This window comes from Halobacillus sp. B23F22_1, from assembly GCF_043497005.1.
In the GTDB taxonomy this organism is placed as follows: domain Bacteria; phylum Bacillota; class Bacilli; order Bacillales; family Halobacillaceae; genus Halobacillus_A.
Genome location: NZ_JBIEKE010000002.1, coordinates 1,302,282 through 1,316,711 on the forward strand (window position 1 = coordinate 1,302,282; position 14,430 = coordinate 1,316,711).

Consider the following 14,430-nt stretch of genomic DNA (forward strand, 5'->3'; position numbering starts at 1 on the left):
ATTATTTTTCTCTTTTCGAAAGCTGCATCGCTTGCTTTATATCTTTTAAAGAAGAAGATTTACCATACATCAGTACGCCTCCTTTATAAACACGGGCTCCTATTAATGCAAGAACGACGATCGAACCAACAAGAACACCAATTGATAATGCAACTTCCCACGACGGTATATCAAGCATTCCGACCCGCAAAAACATAATTAATGGGGAGAAGAAGGGAATGTAAGAAGTAAATGTAATAAACGGCGTATCTGGCGCATTTAAACCAAATACCGATATAAAGAAAGCAATGATGATCAAATAGATCATAGGTGAAATCATTTGCTGAGCATCTTCTAAACGACTGACGAGAGAACCTAGTGTAGCAGCTAAAGTAGCATATAAGAAATAACCTAGTACAAAGAACACCATACCGTACAAAATGATGTTCATCTGAATATCCCCAATGCCAAAACTTTCAAGAAAAGAGCCTTCTCCAGAATTTTGTTGAACACCAAAGTAACCGACCCCAAGAATCAATGAAAATTGCAGCAGCCCTAACAATGCAATCCCAGTAATCTTAGCAAACATTTGCGATACGGGGGACACACTTGAAATGAGAATTTCCATTACACGACTCGACTTCTCAGTAGCAACTTCAGTCGCAATCATACTTCCATACATCATAACTGTTAAGTAAAGCAAGAACAGCATCACGTAGACGAGGCCCTGTGTTTGCTGCATCTCTTCTTCTGAATTTCCTTCTTCTCCTAGAGTGACCGTCTCATAAGCAACCGGAGCATTAATAGCTTCGATTGTTTCAGAATCTACTTGAGCTTCGTCTGCTGCCACAGCCATTTTCACTTGCTGTAAGGCCTGCTGGATCATTTCACTATTCATTGGAGTAGTTTGTTCACCCACGTATTCTGTTGCTTCAGGCAAACCGGATTCTCCAGCTTTTATTTCAATAACAGAATCTAAGCCCCCATTTTCCACTTCGGCTCTCGCTTTATCTAATTCACGCTCGTTAACCGTAACTGAAAATGAGTCTTCAGCGCCAAGTATATCCTGGAACAATGATGCCCACTCTGCCTCGTCGCTGACAACACTAATTTCAGTTGTACCGTCTCCATCTTCTTCCCCTCGATCAAACGTTTCCATAATCGTCTGAAGGTTTGTTAACACTAAAATAAGGGCCAGCGTAATAGCTGTCGTAATCACAAAAGACTTTGATTTCACTCTCGATTTAAACGTTTGTGCCACCATGATAAAAAATTTATTCATACGCAGCCCCCACCTTTTCGATGAAAATGTCATTTAAAGAAGGTTCTTCTAAGTCAAAGGTGCGTACAAATCCTTTTCCATTCAGCTCTTTAAATAGGAGCTGAGAGACTTCTTCATTTTCGATCTGGACTTCACACTGCCCTCCAAAGCCTTTAAACTTTGTTACGCCCGGAAGGTCCTGCAGAAAGTCTAAATCAAATTCGGCCTTGACCCGTACATTTTTCTTGCCAAAGGACCTTTTAATTTCCTTAAGCTCTCCGTGTACCACAGGCTTGCCATGATGAAGAATGCATAAATTTTCACAGAGCTCTTCTACGTGTTCCATCCTGTGAGAAGAAAATACGATGGATGTGCCGGAGTTCTTTAATTCAATCACGGCTTCTTTTAACATCTCTACATTTACAGGATCGAGTCCGGAAAAAGGTTCATCTAGAATAAGCAGTTTGGGTTTATGTAAAACAGCAGATATAAATTGAATTTTTTGCTGGTTTCCTTTTGACAGATCTTCCACTTTTCTCGACTTATAATCGGGCACCTTAAATTTATCCAGCCAATACGTAAGTTCAGAGGCTGCTTCTGCTCGATTCATACCCCTTAGTCTCGCTAAATAAATGAGCTGATCTTGAACTTTCATTTTAGGGTACAGCCCCCGCTCTTCGGGAAGATAACCAATTAAATGACTTTGTTCATATCCTATTTCTCCATTATTCCAGGATATTTCCCCATCCGTTTCTTCAATAAGTCCTAAAATCATTCGAAACGTTGTCGTTTTCCCAGCGCCATTCGCACCAAGAAATCCGAAAACCTGCTTTTCAGGTATTTCAATGGATAGACGATCCACAGCCGTAAATGATCCAAATTTTTTCGTTACATTATGTAATTTTAACGTCACAATCTTTTCCCCTTTCCTTTTTACATTACGAAACATAGTTAAAATTAGTTTCAACTTTTTTAAAAAACAAGCAGGAATTAAGCACCTTAATGACTAATGTATAAAATGAGTCACCATTCATCTTAGGAGGTTTCTTCCATGAAAAAATATTTTCTAACTGTATTTGAGAAAGATGGCAGTAATTTACTCGATGAAACATTTGAGGCGGAGAATGATAAGGAAGCTAAGCGGATCGGTGCTCAGAAACTTGAGCAGCAGGGCTTCTCTGAACACACTCACCGTTGCGCAGCTCCTGAAGGACATCTTATTCTTTTTCATCGATAATAGAACAGTAAAAAAGTCGCGCAGCATACGCGACTTTTTTACTTCCCTTTAAATGCAGGTATTCTTTTTTCCAGAAAAGCTTCTACACCTTCACGGTGATCTGCTGTCTGCTTAAGTTTCCATTGTGAATGTCTTTCTTTCGCAAGATATTGCAGCAGTTGATCGATACCATATTGGTGATAAATGCTTTTCGTAGCGATCATGGACTGCAGCGGACGCTGCGTCCATTCCTTTACAAGTTTTTGTGCCTCATCATAAATGTACCCTTCAAAAACTACATCAATTAATTGAAAATCATACGCTTCTTTAGCTCGCATCTGCTCTCCATTCCAGGCAAATTGCTTCGCTCGATGAGTACCCAGCCGCTGTTCCAAGAAGAAATGTCCGCCTCCATCTGGTGCTAAACCGATCCCAATAAAATTCATCGATAGTTTTGTATCGGCCTCAGCCATAAGGTAATCTGCTGATAGTGCAATACTTAAGCCCAGCCCTACAACCGGACCATGCAGCGCTGCAATAACGATTTTAGGCATTGTATAAAAACCGGTAACAATGGTTTCAATATGATTCATAACTTGGTCATACACTTCTGGGTCACTTACGTCCTGCATCATGGAAACATCGCCGCCCGCACAAAAACCGTCTCCTGCACCAGAGAGTACGACAATTTGAGATTGCTCATCATGCTTTATATCTTGAACGATTTCTGCAAACTCACTAAGCATATCCACATGCAGCGCGTTATACTTTTCCCCGCGGGCAAGTGTGATATAAACAGCTGAACCCTGTCTGTCTACATTAAAGAATTTCATACGTATCCCCTTTCCACATTCTTAGTTTAAAAATTCGCCAGAAGACGTTTATGTTCCTGCTCGTTCGACAATTTTTTTCATATTCGTTTCTTTTTAAATTTTATCAGTCTCTCTTTGTACAAAAAAAGCTGCCCGATTGGGCAGCTTTTAGGATTGTAAAAATTACTGTTGAGGCTCTTCTGGATTTCCATAAAGATCCTCTAGTGGTTTTGTAATGATTTTACTAATATCATTAATCACCGTATTCAGGCGTTGCTCTTCTTCCATTAGCTTAGAAATTTGAGGGTGTTGTTGTACAAGCTCAACGACCTGGCGAGCTTGCTCTACTTCTTCCTCAGAAATCTCTTCACCTTGCATTTGCTTTTGTTGAAGGGTGATTTGTGTTTGACGGAAATCTTCAAACATTTTTTTAGCCGCTTCATCTTCCATTACTGCTTCATAAGCATCTTTTAATCCGGTAAATTCTTCGCTATTGCGAATTGCTTTTTCAAGGTCATATGCGTGATCGTAAATATTAGCCATAAGTTAAAAGTACCTCCTAGAAATGTTGAGTTTTAAACTCCTTCCTCACTATAACAAACATGATTGCGCATGTATAGGAATTGACGGTTATCCAATAAAAAGAACGAGAATTCCTTGTAGAATTCCAATAATTCCTCCAAGGAGAGCACCTAAATAGGTAATCATTTTAAACTCTCTTCTTGAAATATCGAGGACCATTTCTTCCAGCCTGCTCACATTAAATGATTCCACTTGTTCCTGCACAATTTCTGATAAGTTCATCGACTCCATCATCGTTTCAATTTTTGAAGAGAGCAAGTGAGTCGCTTTTGGTATAAGGGCAGGAACAACGTCTAATATGATTTTTGAGTGAAGCGGTTTTGTCCATACAGCAACAGACTGACGAAGCCATTCCTCTATAGGAATAGATTTCGTGACCGCCTGGCCTAATCCATAGGAAATGGTATCTTTTCCAATTTTTTGTTCAAAGTAGTCGAGGGGCTGGTTCAACGCGCTTTTCAGTTCCGTTTGCAGCATTGTTTGAAGCCATTCTGTTGTTTCTCTCGCTGATACGTAGCGGACAATAACCGGATGAACACGATCAATTACTCGCTCGGACCCCATAAAGGATTGAATCATATTCCCTAAAAATCCTTGTTTCTCTAAATAATCATCGATGAGAGCACCCACTTTTTCTTTTCCTTCTCTGCTCGTTAAATACTGATGAACTTTATTCTGGATATAGTGAGCAAGCTGATTCGTCTCCGCTTCCGCCCTCTGCTGCCAATCTGAAGAGAGAATATCTTTCACCTTTTTCTGCCTCAACTCTTTCATCATGCCATTATACCTGCGGTCAATCCACGCAGCTACCGCGTCTTCCACTCTTTCCCTATCGATGTTTACGTCAAAGGAATGAAAAAGCTGTTCAAGCGATTGATCACTTTGTAATGCTTTTTCTACTTCTGTTTGGGCAAAGCTTGTCAATTGATTTTGAAATTCTTTTCCTTCTATTTTACGTTTCAACCCTTCCGCCGTAAGAAGGTGATTAACGACCATCTTTCCTAACTGTCTGGCTAACTCATTCTGACGCTTAGGTATTAACCCGGGTGTAAACGGGAGCCGGACACTTCCTAATTGGATCGGCCGATAAGGACGAAACAACATTTTAATGGCTAACGAATTGGTTACACCACCAATTGCGGCACCCACTGTCATCATTAATAAAATCAATATAAATGTACTCATTGATGAGACCCTCATTTCCCTCTAGAACTCCTGTCCAATTATAGATCAATATCATGCGCTTAGCTACTCACAGCACTGATGAAGCTTAATTTTCTCCATTTATTAGCAAAGCAGCAAATTTCTTATTTGGTAAGACTAAGAGAAGGGAGGTGAATCAAATGGACAAGCGAGCAAAACAAGTGGACGAAGGAAAAGACCGTTTCGAACTCGATGTCGATCGAATGATTAATGAAGGAATGGCAGGAGGCCGGCCTCAGTCTGCTTACGGTCATGAGCAAATAGGTGAAGATCACCCAATTCCTGAACAAAAAACAGAACAAAAAAAATAACAAAGTTATAGGAAAAACTGAATAATTAACGTTGAATAAAAAACTATAAAAATAACTAAGGTTTCCCTGCAAACTAAAAAGATGAAGCTCCTACAGGGCTTCATCTTTTATTAACGGCTTTTAACAATCATATTGACAGCTTCCTTAATTAACTCTTCTGCTGATTCGCCTTCTTCTTTCGCATCTCTAATACAAGTTTCCAGATTCTTAGCTACAATATATCCTATGGCTCGATCCATAGCTGATCGAGCAGCTGAAAGCTGAGTGATAACATCCTTACATTCTTTATCCTCTTCCATCATCTTTAAGACACCGCGAACTTGACCTTCAATTCGTTTTAAGCGGTTTTTCGTTTCTTGCGGATACTCGTATTTATTTTTCACATCTGCCACGTTTATATCCTCCTGTCCCATTATGAAAAGCTAGACTTGATGTATACTATAAAATGATAAACATTTATTTTATACTGTATATTATCATAATAGTAAATTTTATTTAAAAAAGGAAGTTCTCTATATGTCCTATGTTGACCAATTGAAAAAAAACTACCCCTCTCTTATCGTTTACGAATCAGGTATGGAGCGGCCTGTGGATGATTATTATTTATTTCGAACAGCTGACGGAGGGATTATAGGAATTGGCTCCACTGATTTACCAAAGAGGGAATATGATTTATTATCCGCTTTCCTTCAGCCGGTAAAGTGGAACGAAAGCCACCTGACTGAAAAAGAGCGCCAATGGAAAAACTTTATTATTGACAACAAAGAGGATCAAGTATTATCGCTTGACCGTCCACTGAAAATTCGGTTGATCCTTTTCTCTATTTCTGATCTACCTGCAGACCAGGACACGTTTAGAGAAGCCCTGCAGGCTTCTTTCCCATATGAGATGCCGCTCATATGGTTAGGGGCAGCGGAAGGTCTAATTATAGAAGAGTTTTTTGAATCTGATCAGGAAGCTGTCTCACTCGACAGTTTAGTTGATGTACTAATGAGTGATTTTTATACTAAATTACACTTTTACATAAGTGAAGAATTGAATGAACTTGAAAGTGCACCCCTTCATTACAACTGGGCATATAAATGCTTTTCCCTTTCAAAGAAATATAAACTTGGCAAAGTGGTCACTTTTGAGCAAATCGTTCCTTATATGTTTATTGATGCTCTACCACAAGAAGAGCTGGAAACACTAAAGCAAGTCATTCTAAAAGAAGTAGCATCAGACCGTGATCTGCTTCGCACAATTAAAGTATTCCTTGAATCCGGGTCAAATACCAGTTTAGCTGCAAAGCTCTTATTTATGCATCGAAACAGTTTACAATACCGGGTCGATAAGTTTATTGAAAAAACAGGAGTCGATATAAAGCAGTTTCAGCAAGGTCTGATCGTATATTTACTCTTACTTGAAAACAGTCTCTAATCAGGGTGCACAAAGAACGACAAAATTCTTTGTGCACTTTGTCCATTTACCTGATTCCTCAACTTCGCTAGACTATAAACATACAAAAGAAAGCGATTTCAACTGAGGAGGAACTAAAAATGGCAGAGTTAAAGCTAAATAATATTGAAAAAGTGTATGATAAAAGTGTGAAAGCAGTAGACGACTTTAATTTACATATCGGCGACAAAGAATTCGTCGTATTTGTAGGCCCATCAGGCTGTGGTAAGTCAACTACACTTCGTATGATTGCCGGGCTGGAAGAAATTACAGGCGGAGACTTCTTAATTGATGAGAAGCGTATGAATGACGTTGCTCCTAAAGACCGTGATATCGCAATGGTATTCCAAAACTACGCTCTTTATCCACATATGAATGTATACGATAACATGGCGTTTGGCCTTAAGCTTCGTAAAATGGATAAAAAGGAAATTGAACAGCGCGTAAATAATGCAGCACAAATTCTTGGTCTGGAAGCCTTATTAGACCGTAAACCGAAAGCGCTGTCAGGTGGTCAGCGTCAGCGTGTTGCATTGGGACGTGCGATTGTACGTGATGCCAAAGTATTCTTAATGGATGAGCCGCTTTCCAACCTTGATGCTAAACTTCGTGTTCAAATGCGTGCTGAAATTCAAAAACTTCACCAGCGTTTGCAAACGACAACCATTTATGTAACGCACGACCAAACAGAAGCTATGACAATGGCTACACGTCTTGTTGTTATGAAAGACGGACTTATCCAGCAAGTTGGAGCTCCAAAAGAAGTTTATGATAAACCAGAAAACGTCTTTGTAGGAGGATTTATTGGATCACCAGCTATGAACTTTTTTAATGCTACTCTTCGTGAAGGTCACGTAGAGCTGGGAGATGTGCAAATTGCCATTCCGGAAGGTAAAATGAAAACATTACGTGAGCAAAGTTACATTGGTAAAGATATTGTCCTGGGTGTACGTCCGGAGGATATGCATGATGAACAGCTATTCATTGATGCAAACCCGGATAAAAAAATTACAGCAGATATTGAAGTGGCCGAGCTTATGGGTGCAGAATCTTACCTGTATTCTCGTATTGCTGATCAGGAATTTATCGCTCGTGTTGACTCTCGTTCAGATATTCACGGTGGTGACAAAATTGAACTTGCGATCGACATGAACAAAGTCCACTTCTTTGATGCTGAGTCAGAACAACGTATCCGCTAAGCTCCCCCTAACACACGGTTTCGGCCGTGTGTTTTTTTATGCCGCCCATTCGTTGCTTTTTGAATTCATACAAAATAAAAGAGAAAGGGCGCACCCTTTCTCCTTCTTCATTTTATTTACTTTTGTTGTCCACCGAACTGCTGTTCAGCCATTTGTACTAGACGCTTAGTGATTTCTCCACCTACAGAACCGTTAGAACGGGAAGTAGAATCAGCACCAAGCTGTACTCCGAATTCTTGAGCGATTTCGTATTTCATTTGGTCTAGAGCTTGTTGTACACCAGGTACTACTAACTCGTTAGATCTGTTGTTAGCCATGTTGTCTCACCTCCTGTGTATGATAGTAGTATGATCACGGACTACGTTTTTTATCACAGAAATAAGTTGGTAATAAACGGTATTTTTTTTACCATCCCTGGCTAACGATTGATCGATCCTAAGCGTTTGGCTTAGTCATCGCTTTTGGATCAACATATTCTTCAAATTGATCTTCGGTTAAAAGCTCTAATTCTACAGCCGTTTCTTTTAATGTTTGATCTTTTTCAAAAGCTGTCTTCGCGATTTTAGCAGCATTTTCATAGCCAATATGCGGGTTTAGAGCTGTAACAAGCATAAGAGAATCGCGCAAATATTTTTCAATTTGCTCATGATTAGGTTCAAGTCCGCTTACACATCGCTCATCAAACGACACAATACTGTCAGCCAGTAGCTGAGCGGATTGCAAGAAGTTATAAGCAATGACCGGTTTGTAAACATTTAGTTCAAAGTTTCCTTGGCTCGCTGCAAACCCAATGGCAGCATCGTTCCCCATAACCTGGGCCGCCACCATCGTAATAGCTTCACTTTGGGTCGGATTAACTTTACCAGGCATGATCGAGCTGCCAGGTTCATTTGCTGGAATTGTAACTTCTCCAATCCCACAGCGAGGTCCACTAGCTAACCAGCGTACGTCATTCGCAATTTTCATAACGTCTGCAGCAAGTGCTTTAATAGCTCCATGAGTATGAACAAGTTCGTCATGAGAAGTTAAAGCATGAAATTTATTCGGTGCAGAAATAAAGGAATTGGATGTTTCCTCGTTAATATGTTTTACTACTTGTTCTGAAAAATCTACATGGGCATTTAAACCAGTGCCTACAGCTGTCCCGCCGATGGCTAATTCTTTCACATATTTTGTACTCTCAACAAGCATCGTTTCTGTTTTTTCGAGCATACGATGCCATCCGCTAATTTCTTGTCCTAATGTGAGCGGTGTTGCATCCTGCAAATGTGTACGGCCGATTTTCACGATCTCTTGAAACGCTTCCATTTTTTCTTTTAGTGTTTGTTTGAACTGTCCGATCGCCGGCAATAGTACTTCTTCTACTTTTCTTACGGAAGCCACATGCATCGCTGTCGGATACGTATCGTTTGAGCTTTGAGATTTATTAACATCATCGTTAGGATGGAGGCGCAGCTCACTTCCTTTTTCTTCAAGCCACGTGTTCCCCACGTTTGCGATTACTTCATTAACGTTCATATTCGATTGTGTACCGCTTCCCGTCTGCCACACAACTAGTGGAAAATGTTCCTCTAATTCACCCTTTAAAATAAGGTCCGCTGCGTAACCTATAGCCTGGGCTTTCTCATCTTCCAACAATCCCAGCTCAGCGTTCGCTTTAGCGGCACTTTTCTTCAAAACCGCAAATCCTTCAATAACTTCAACCGGCATTTTCTCTTGGCCGATCGGAAAGTTTTGTTTACTTCTTTGAGTTTGCGCAGCCCAAAACTTATCGCTTGGTACTTTAATTTCACCTAATGTGTCTTTTTCAATACGATAATCCATGTGGATCCTCCCTTTTCAATAAACTTAAATTCCATTTATAATTGTATCAATATTCTCACAAACAATCGATAAGATGGATACAATCATGTCGAAATTTAAATAATCAGAGTATTTACATTATTCAATCTTTGTAGTATTATAAGAATAACTTAAAGAAAGGAGGCAGAAACAGAAGAGTTTTACATATTCCTTTAAGGAGGGCTGGAGAACTTTAAACTGTTTTTGCTTGATCTTTTTCAATGGGTAAATGGTTAAAAAAGAGCCTTACACAGGCTCTTTTTTATGGATTCTAGGAGTGATAGCATGCCGAATATTTGGACACATATTCTTTTTGCTGAAGATCTATGCATAAATATTGAAAGAGACGATCTCTTAGCTACTAGTGAACGCCATCTTTATTTGGGTGCACAAGGACCGGATCCTTTTTTCTACTTTAACTTCTGGCCTAAAGTAAATGATCATGGCGTCAATGATTTGGGACTTCGTTTACATAAAGAAGAATGCGGAAATTTTTTAATCGATTTAATTAATCAGGGTGCCTCTTTTAAGAATAATAAACAGGCCTATATTCTCGGTTTCGTCAGTCATCATATTCTCGATCGTATCACTCATCCATACGTCCATTACAAAGCGGGGTATGAAGGAAATAAGCACCAGGCGCTAGAAGTCGCGATTGATACACTTATGCTTGAGAAACACCGTCACATACAAACGTGGCAGACGTCTGTATCACCAATCATTCGTTTAAAAAGAGTAGAGAGAAAGGAGATCGCCTCGTGGTTGAAACCAACTATTGAAAAGCACTATTCTACTGAAGCTCTTCCTAAACATTTTATTGAAAAATCCTTTAAAGATATGGCAGTGGCGCAACGTGTGTTATTTGACCCTTATGGCTGGAAAAACAAATGGCTGGGCTCTCTCGTTTCTTCTTTCTCCCACCAGCCGCTTACAGGCCGCGTCGACTATTTAAATTCAAACCGTAATACTTGGCGCCATTCAGCTACTTATGAGCCATATAATGAATCGTTTGAGGATTTATATCATCAGGCTTTAATAGAAGCCTCCACCCTCTTTGAAACGATTTTAGATTACTGGTCACCGCAACAGCAAACAACTTTCCAACAAGTAAAAAATATCGTGCAGCACATTTCTTACGATACCGGTACATCCTTAGCTGAAAAGCGAGATAATTTATATAGTGATCCGATCGTATAACGAGGATGGGACAGGGTACCAGGTACCGAAATTCACTCTTGGCACTTCGCTCTTTTACAGCTTTTCCGTACCTGGTACCTTTATGCTCTCTCGCTGCAATAGAGTTGCTCGATCGTTCGTTTTTTGACATCCCTGCTTTAGCTATGGCACGGCCTCGTTTCTATGTTTTAATCACTGTCTTAAGTTCAGGGTCCGTTTGAGCTTTAGCTTCTTCTCTGCCCTTCTCAACATCAACAAACTTTAACAGCACTATGCCAGCAATAAAAAAAACAATTAATGATAATATCCCTAAACGGCTCGAACCCGTCAATTGACCGACTAGAGCAAAAGCAAAAGGACCAAAAATGGCGGAAAACTTAGCCGAAATTCCGTAAAATCCAAAAAACTCTGCGTGGCGATCACCAGGCACCATTTTACCGAAAATGGAGCGGCTTAATGATTGAGCACCTCCTTGAACGAGACCAACGCATATTGCAAGTACATAAAAATGTAACGCCGATGTCATAAAATACCCAAGTGCCACTATGGCTAGATAAACATATAAAGAGAGGGTTAAGGCTCTTTTAGCAGTAATTTTCCCCGCAAGGTAACCAAAGAAAAACGTACAAGGAATACCAACAAATTGAGTAATAAGCAGAGCGATGATTAATGAATTGCTATCGATTCCTATGTCTCTTCCATAAATCGTTGCCATCTTAATAATGGTTGATATTCCATCGTTGTAAAGCCAAAAAGCAACTAAGAATAATAATAGCTGCTTAAATTTTTTTATTTCTTTAAAGGTAGTCCTTACCCGGTTAAAACCGACTCTTACATAAGAGTGAGAGCGCTCTTTCTGCTTCTTGTTTTCTTCTTTTATATTTTTAAATAAGGGGATAGAAAAAATAAGCCACCAAATACCAACAGAAATGAATGCCAGCTTTGTTCCTGCTAGTGAGCTGGGGAGACCAAACCATTGGTAGTTTAAAATCATTAATAAATTTATTGCCAATAAGACGCCTCCTCCTATATAGCCAAAAGCAAAGCCCCAGGAAGACACCTTATCCATGTTTTCCTCATCAGCTACTTCCGGTAAAAAAGCATCGTAAAATGCGTTTCCTCCCGAGAAACCAATGGTGCCGACTATAAGGAGCAGAGAAGCTAACAGATAGTCGCCTTCTCCTACAAATGCAAGAAGAACGCTAGCAGTCATGCCCATAAAGGCAAAAAACATGAGGAATTTTTTCTTTGCAGCAGAAAAGTCACTGATGGCCCCTAAAACAGGTGCTAATAGAGCTACGATTAGAACGGCTATAGATTGGGAATATCCCCAATAGCTCGCCGCTAACGATTGATCTAAACCTTTAGCCGCTACGTCGTAATAAAAGACAGGCAGAACGGCCGCCATAATGGTAGTGGCAAAGGCAGAGTTACCGACATCATAAAGTATCCAGCTCATCTCTCGCTTCTTTTTCATAAGCTTCCCCCATTTCCTTTTCTTCTTATAGCTTAGCAAAAGAAAAAGAGATATAGAGCGAATTTTTAAAATATTTACATGATAAGGAGTTTTTTTATGAAAATTGCGATCTTTGGAGCTACCGGTCGCGTAGGGTCAACAGTAACTAACCTTGCTTTACAAGAAGGTTTTGACGTGAAAGCTTTAGTAAGGGATAAAGAAAAAGCAGAATCCATCATCCCAGGAGCACACATCGTCCATGGGCAGGTAGAAGACCACAAGGCAGTAGAACAAACGATCGAAGGATGCGATCTAGTATTCAGCGCCCTGAATACAGATAAAACAGACACTCTTTCTACGGCAACACCAGTGATCATCCAAATGATGGTAAAGCACAACATCTCGCGGATTATTACGATTGGAACTGCCGGTATTTTAAATAGTCGCACGGAGAAAGGAAAATATCGTTACCAGTCCAATGAATCAAAGCGTCGATCTACTTTCGCAGCTGAAGAACATGAAAAAGCTTATCAAGCCTTGAACAAGAGCGCATTAGACTGGGTCATCTTATGTCCAACATATCTGCCTGACGGTGACACTGAAGGTAAAATTCGCTATGAGGAAAATCACCTGCCTGAGAATGGCAAAAAAATAACGGTAACGGATACCGCTCGATTTGCTTTAGAAGAAATAAAAAAAGAGGAATTTCACCATACGAGAGTAGGATTAAGTTACTAAAAAATCATGTTTAGTACAATGTATGAAAGAATTACTTTTACGCGGGGAAAGATGAGGTGAAAGCGTACGCGGACTCCTGGGGAAAAGCGCGAGTCAAAGATCCAGCAGAAGCGCTATTTGCTTTAAGAAGAAGCTGTGGACATTTCCGCGGTTTTGAAAGAACGTCAGAAAAATTCTTTTATGAACATAAATCATCCGAACTGATTTCAATGAATCGTTCGGATGATTTTATGCTTTATTCCATTTAGCTCCATCCTCTTATTATTCAGGATGAAAGCCGAAAAATTCTTCCAATGTGCCGCCGCTTTCATGTATATCTGTTGATAATTCTTTTCCTACGTAACGTAAGTGCCATGGTTCATACTCATAACCGGTTATATCATTTGTACCTTCTAGGTACCTAATAACAAAACCATATTCGTGCGCATGATCCGCCAGCCATTTCCCTTCTTTTGTATCGATAAAGGATTGTTGAAGCTTAAATTCCATTTCAGCCGTTGTTACATCCATGGCCAACCCAGTTTGGTGTTCACTAGTACCAGGGCGGGCAGAGAACTTATCGGCTTCCTCTCGGCCTTTTTCAACTACATTACTCTCATAGATCTGTTCTTGCGTTTCATAAGATCGGTAACCGGAAGTCGCATATAATCTCATTCCCTCATCATTTGCGGCAGCAAATAATTCTTCCAGGGCTGCTGCTGCTTCAGGCTGCATATATTTCTTCGGCAGATCTTCTTCAAAAGGGAATCGAACATCCGGTTTTACTAATTCTTCAGGCTCGTATCCTTCAGGAAGCTTACGGCTTTTATTTACTACCACTTCGATAAGATCCGGCTCTTCAATAATCGTTAAGCCATCTTCATCCACTTCTTCATCAAGTTCATTGGCATAAGCATTCGGATGGGCATCTTCATGCTGTTTCTCTGACTCTTCTTCCCTGTTTTCATTTTCCTCTTCGTTTGTCTTATTCTCATCTTCCTCAATTTGCTGCTCTTCAGAAGGATGTTCTTCTTCTGAAGGACCAGTCAGTTGGTTCGTCCATTCATCTAATGAACAGGCCGTTAAAGAAAGACTTATTGACAGTAAGAGTATAGTTGGTCGAACTCTCATCACTTAAAACCTTCCTACGTAAAATATTCTCTCCAACTATAACATTGTTATGAAGCATCTGCATAAACATTTTCAAAAAAAGTGCCACTCCTGAGAGAGGCACCTGAA

17 protein-coding genes are annotated in these 14,430 nt (G+C 39.9%); 7 read left to right on the forward strand and 10 right to left on the reverse strand.

The features are described from left to right. Position 1: 1 nt before the first annotated feature. Both ACGTNH_RS14455 and ACGTNH_RS14460 read right to left on the reverse strand, forming a co-directional pair. A complete protein-coding gene (locus ACGTNH_RS14455) occupies positions 2-1,261 on the reverse strand; it encodes an ABC transporter permease (RefSeq protein WP_394587580.1) in 1,260 nt (419 codons plus the stop codon). After that, positions 1,254-2,153, reverse strand: a complete 900-nt coding sequence (locus ACGTNH_RS14460; RefSeq protein ID WP_394587581.1) for an ABC transporter ATP-binding protein — start codon at positions 2,151-2,153, stop codon at positions 1,254-1,256. The genes ACGTNH_RS14455 and ACGTNH_RS14460 overlap by 8 nt, the downstream gene beginning before the upstream one ends. A 138-nt stretch (positions 2,154-2,291) precedes the next feature. On the opposite strand from ACGTNH_RS14460, the gene ACGTNH_RS14465 reads away from it, so the two are divergent. Next, positions 2,292-2,477, forward strand: a complete 186-nt coding sequence (locus ACGTNH_RS14465) for a YhzD family protein (RefSeq protein WP_394587582.1) — start codon at positions 2,292-2,294, stop codon at positions 2,475-2,477. A 38-nt stretch (positions 2,478-2,515) separates the two neighbouring features. On the opposite strand, the gene ACGTNH_RS14470 is transcribed toward ACGTNH_RS14465, so the two are convergent. The 3 genes from ACGTNH_RS14470 to ACGTNH_RS14480 form a co-directional block, all read right to left on the reverse strand. After that, positions 2,516-3,289: an enoyl-CoA hydratase gene (locus ACGTNH_RS14470; protein ID WP_394587583.1), complete on the reverse strand. Its 774-nt coding sequence runs from the start codon at positions 3,287-3,289 to the stop codon at positions 2,516-2,518. 162 nt (positions 3,290-3,451) lie between these two features. Beyond that, positions 3,452-3,811, reverse strand: coding sequence for a YlbF/YmcA family competence regulator (locus tag ACGTNH_RS14475; RefSeq protein ID WP_394587584.1), 360 nt, complete (start codon positions 3,809-3,811; stop codon positions 3,452-3,454). An 87-nt stretch (positions 3,812-3,898) separates the two neighbouring features. Beyond that, a complete protein-coding gene (locus ACGTNH_RS14480) occupies positions 3,899-5,035 on the reverse strand; it encodes a DUF445 domain-containing protein (RefSeq protein ID WP_394587585.1) in 1,137 nt (378 codons plus the stop codon). A 158-nt stretch (positions 5,036-5,193) separates the two neighbouring features. Between ACGTNH_RS14480 and ACGTNH_RS14485 the strand changes: the two genes are divergently transcribed. Next, positions 5,194-5,364 (forward strand): hypothetical protein, encoded by a 171-nt coding sequence (locus ACGTNH_RS14485; RefSeq protein ID WP_394587586.1) that lies wholly within the window; start codon positions 5,194-5,196, stop codon positions 5,362-5,364. 110 nt (positions 5,365-5,474) lie between these two features. Here the strand turns inward: ACGTNH_RS14485 and ACGTNH_RS14490 are convergent, their stop codons facing one another. Continuing rightward, positions 5,475-5,756 carry a metal-sensitive transcriptional regulator gene (locus ACGTNH_RS14490; protein ID WP_394587587.1) on the reverse strand — a complete coding sequence of 94 codons (282 nt, stop codon included), beginning with the start codon at positions 5,754-5,756 and terminating at the stop codon, positions 5,475-5,477. A 124-nt stretch (positions 5,757-5,880) separates the two neighbouring features. On the opposite strand from ACGTNH_RS14490, the gene ACGTNH_RS14495 reads away from it, so the two are divergent. Next, complete coding sequence (locus ACGTNH_RS14495; protein ID WP_394587588.1) at positions 5,881-6,783, forward strand: PucR family transcriptional regulator; 903 nt, start codon at positions 5,881-5,883, stop codon at positions 6,781-6,783. Positions 6,784-6,902: 119 nt separating this feature from the next. Then, a complete protein-coding gene (locus tag ACGTNH_RS14500) occupies positions 6,903-8,000 on the forward strand; it encodes an ABC transporter ATP-binding protein (RefSeq protein WP_394587589.1) in 1,098 nt (365 codons plus the stop codon). Positions 8,001-8,116: 116 nt separating this feature from the next. Here the strand turns inward: ACGTNH_RS14500 and ACGTNH_RS14505 are convergent, their stop codons facing one another. Together ACGTNH_RS14505 and fumC are read right to left on the reverse strand one after the other, a co-directional pair. Then, the gene (locus ACGTNH_RS14505; RefSeq protein WP_253923334.1) at positions 8,117-8,317 is read right to left on the reverse strand and encodes an alpha/beta-type small acid-soluble spore protein; all 201 of its coding nucleotides are present in this window, start codon (positions 8,315-8,317) and stop codon (positions 8,117-8,119) included. A gap of 118 nt (positions 8,318-8,435) precedes the next feature. After that, a complete protein-coding gene (gene fumC / locus ACGTNH_RS14510; RefSeq protein ID WP_394587590.1) occupies positions 8,436-9,824 on the reverse strand; it encodes a class II fumarate hydratase in 1,389 nt (462 codons plus the stop codon). A gap of 303 nt (positions 9,825-10,127) precedes the next feature. On the opposite strand from fumC, the gene ACGTNH_RS14515 reads away from it, so the two are divergent. Next, positions 10,128-11,039 (forward strand): zinc dependent phospholipase C family protein, encoded by a 912-nt coding sequence (locus ACGTNH_RS14515; RefSeq protein WP_394587591.1) that lies wholly within the window; start codon positions 10,128-10,130, stop codon positions 11,037-11,039. A gap of 160 nt (positions 11,040-11,199) precedes the next feature. On the opposite strand, the gene ACGTNH_RS14520 is transcribed toward ACGTNH_RS14515, so the two are convergent. Continuing rightward, positions 11,200-12,495, reverse strand: coding sequence for an MFS transporter (locus ACGTNH_RS14520; protein WP_394587592.1), 1,296 nt, complete (start codon positions 12,493-12,495; stop codon positions 11,200-11,202). A 96-nt stretch (positions 12,496-12,591) separates the two neighbouring features. On the opposite strand from ACGTNH_RS14520, the gene ACGTNH_RS14525 reads away from it, so the two are divergent. Both ACGTNH_RS14525 and ACGTNH_RS14530 read left to right on the forward strand, forming a co-directional pair. Then, positions 12,592-13,212 carry an NAD(P)-dependent oxidoreductase gene (locus ACGTNH_RS14525; protein WP_394587593.1) on the forward strand — a complete coding sequence of 207 codons (621 nt, stop codon included), beginning with the start codon at positions 12,592-12,594 and terminating at the stop codon, positions 13,210-13,212. Positions 13,213-13,268: 56 nt separating this feature from the next. Beyond that, on the forward strand, positions 13,269-13,460 hold the full coding sequence (locus ACGTNH_RS14530; protein ID WP_394587594.1) for a hypothetical protein: 192 nt from the start codon (positions 13,269-13,271) through the stop codon (positions 13,458-13,460). Positions 13,461-13,473: 13 nt separating this feature from the next. Here ACGTNH_RS14530 and ACGTNH_RS14535 read toward each other — a convergent pair whose 3' ends face one another. Next, on the reverse strand, positions 13,474-14,322 hold the full coding sequence (locus tag ACGTNH_RS14535; protein WP_394587713.1) for a M15 family metallopeptidase: 849 nt from the start codon (positions 14,320-14,322) through the stop codon (positions 13,474-13,476). Between the last annotated feature and the right edge of the window lie 108 nt (positions 14,323-14,430).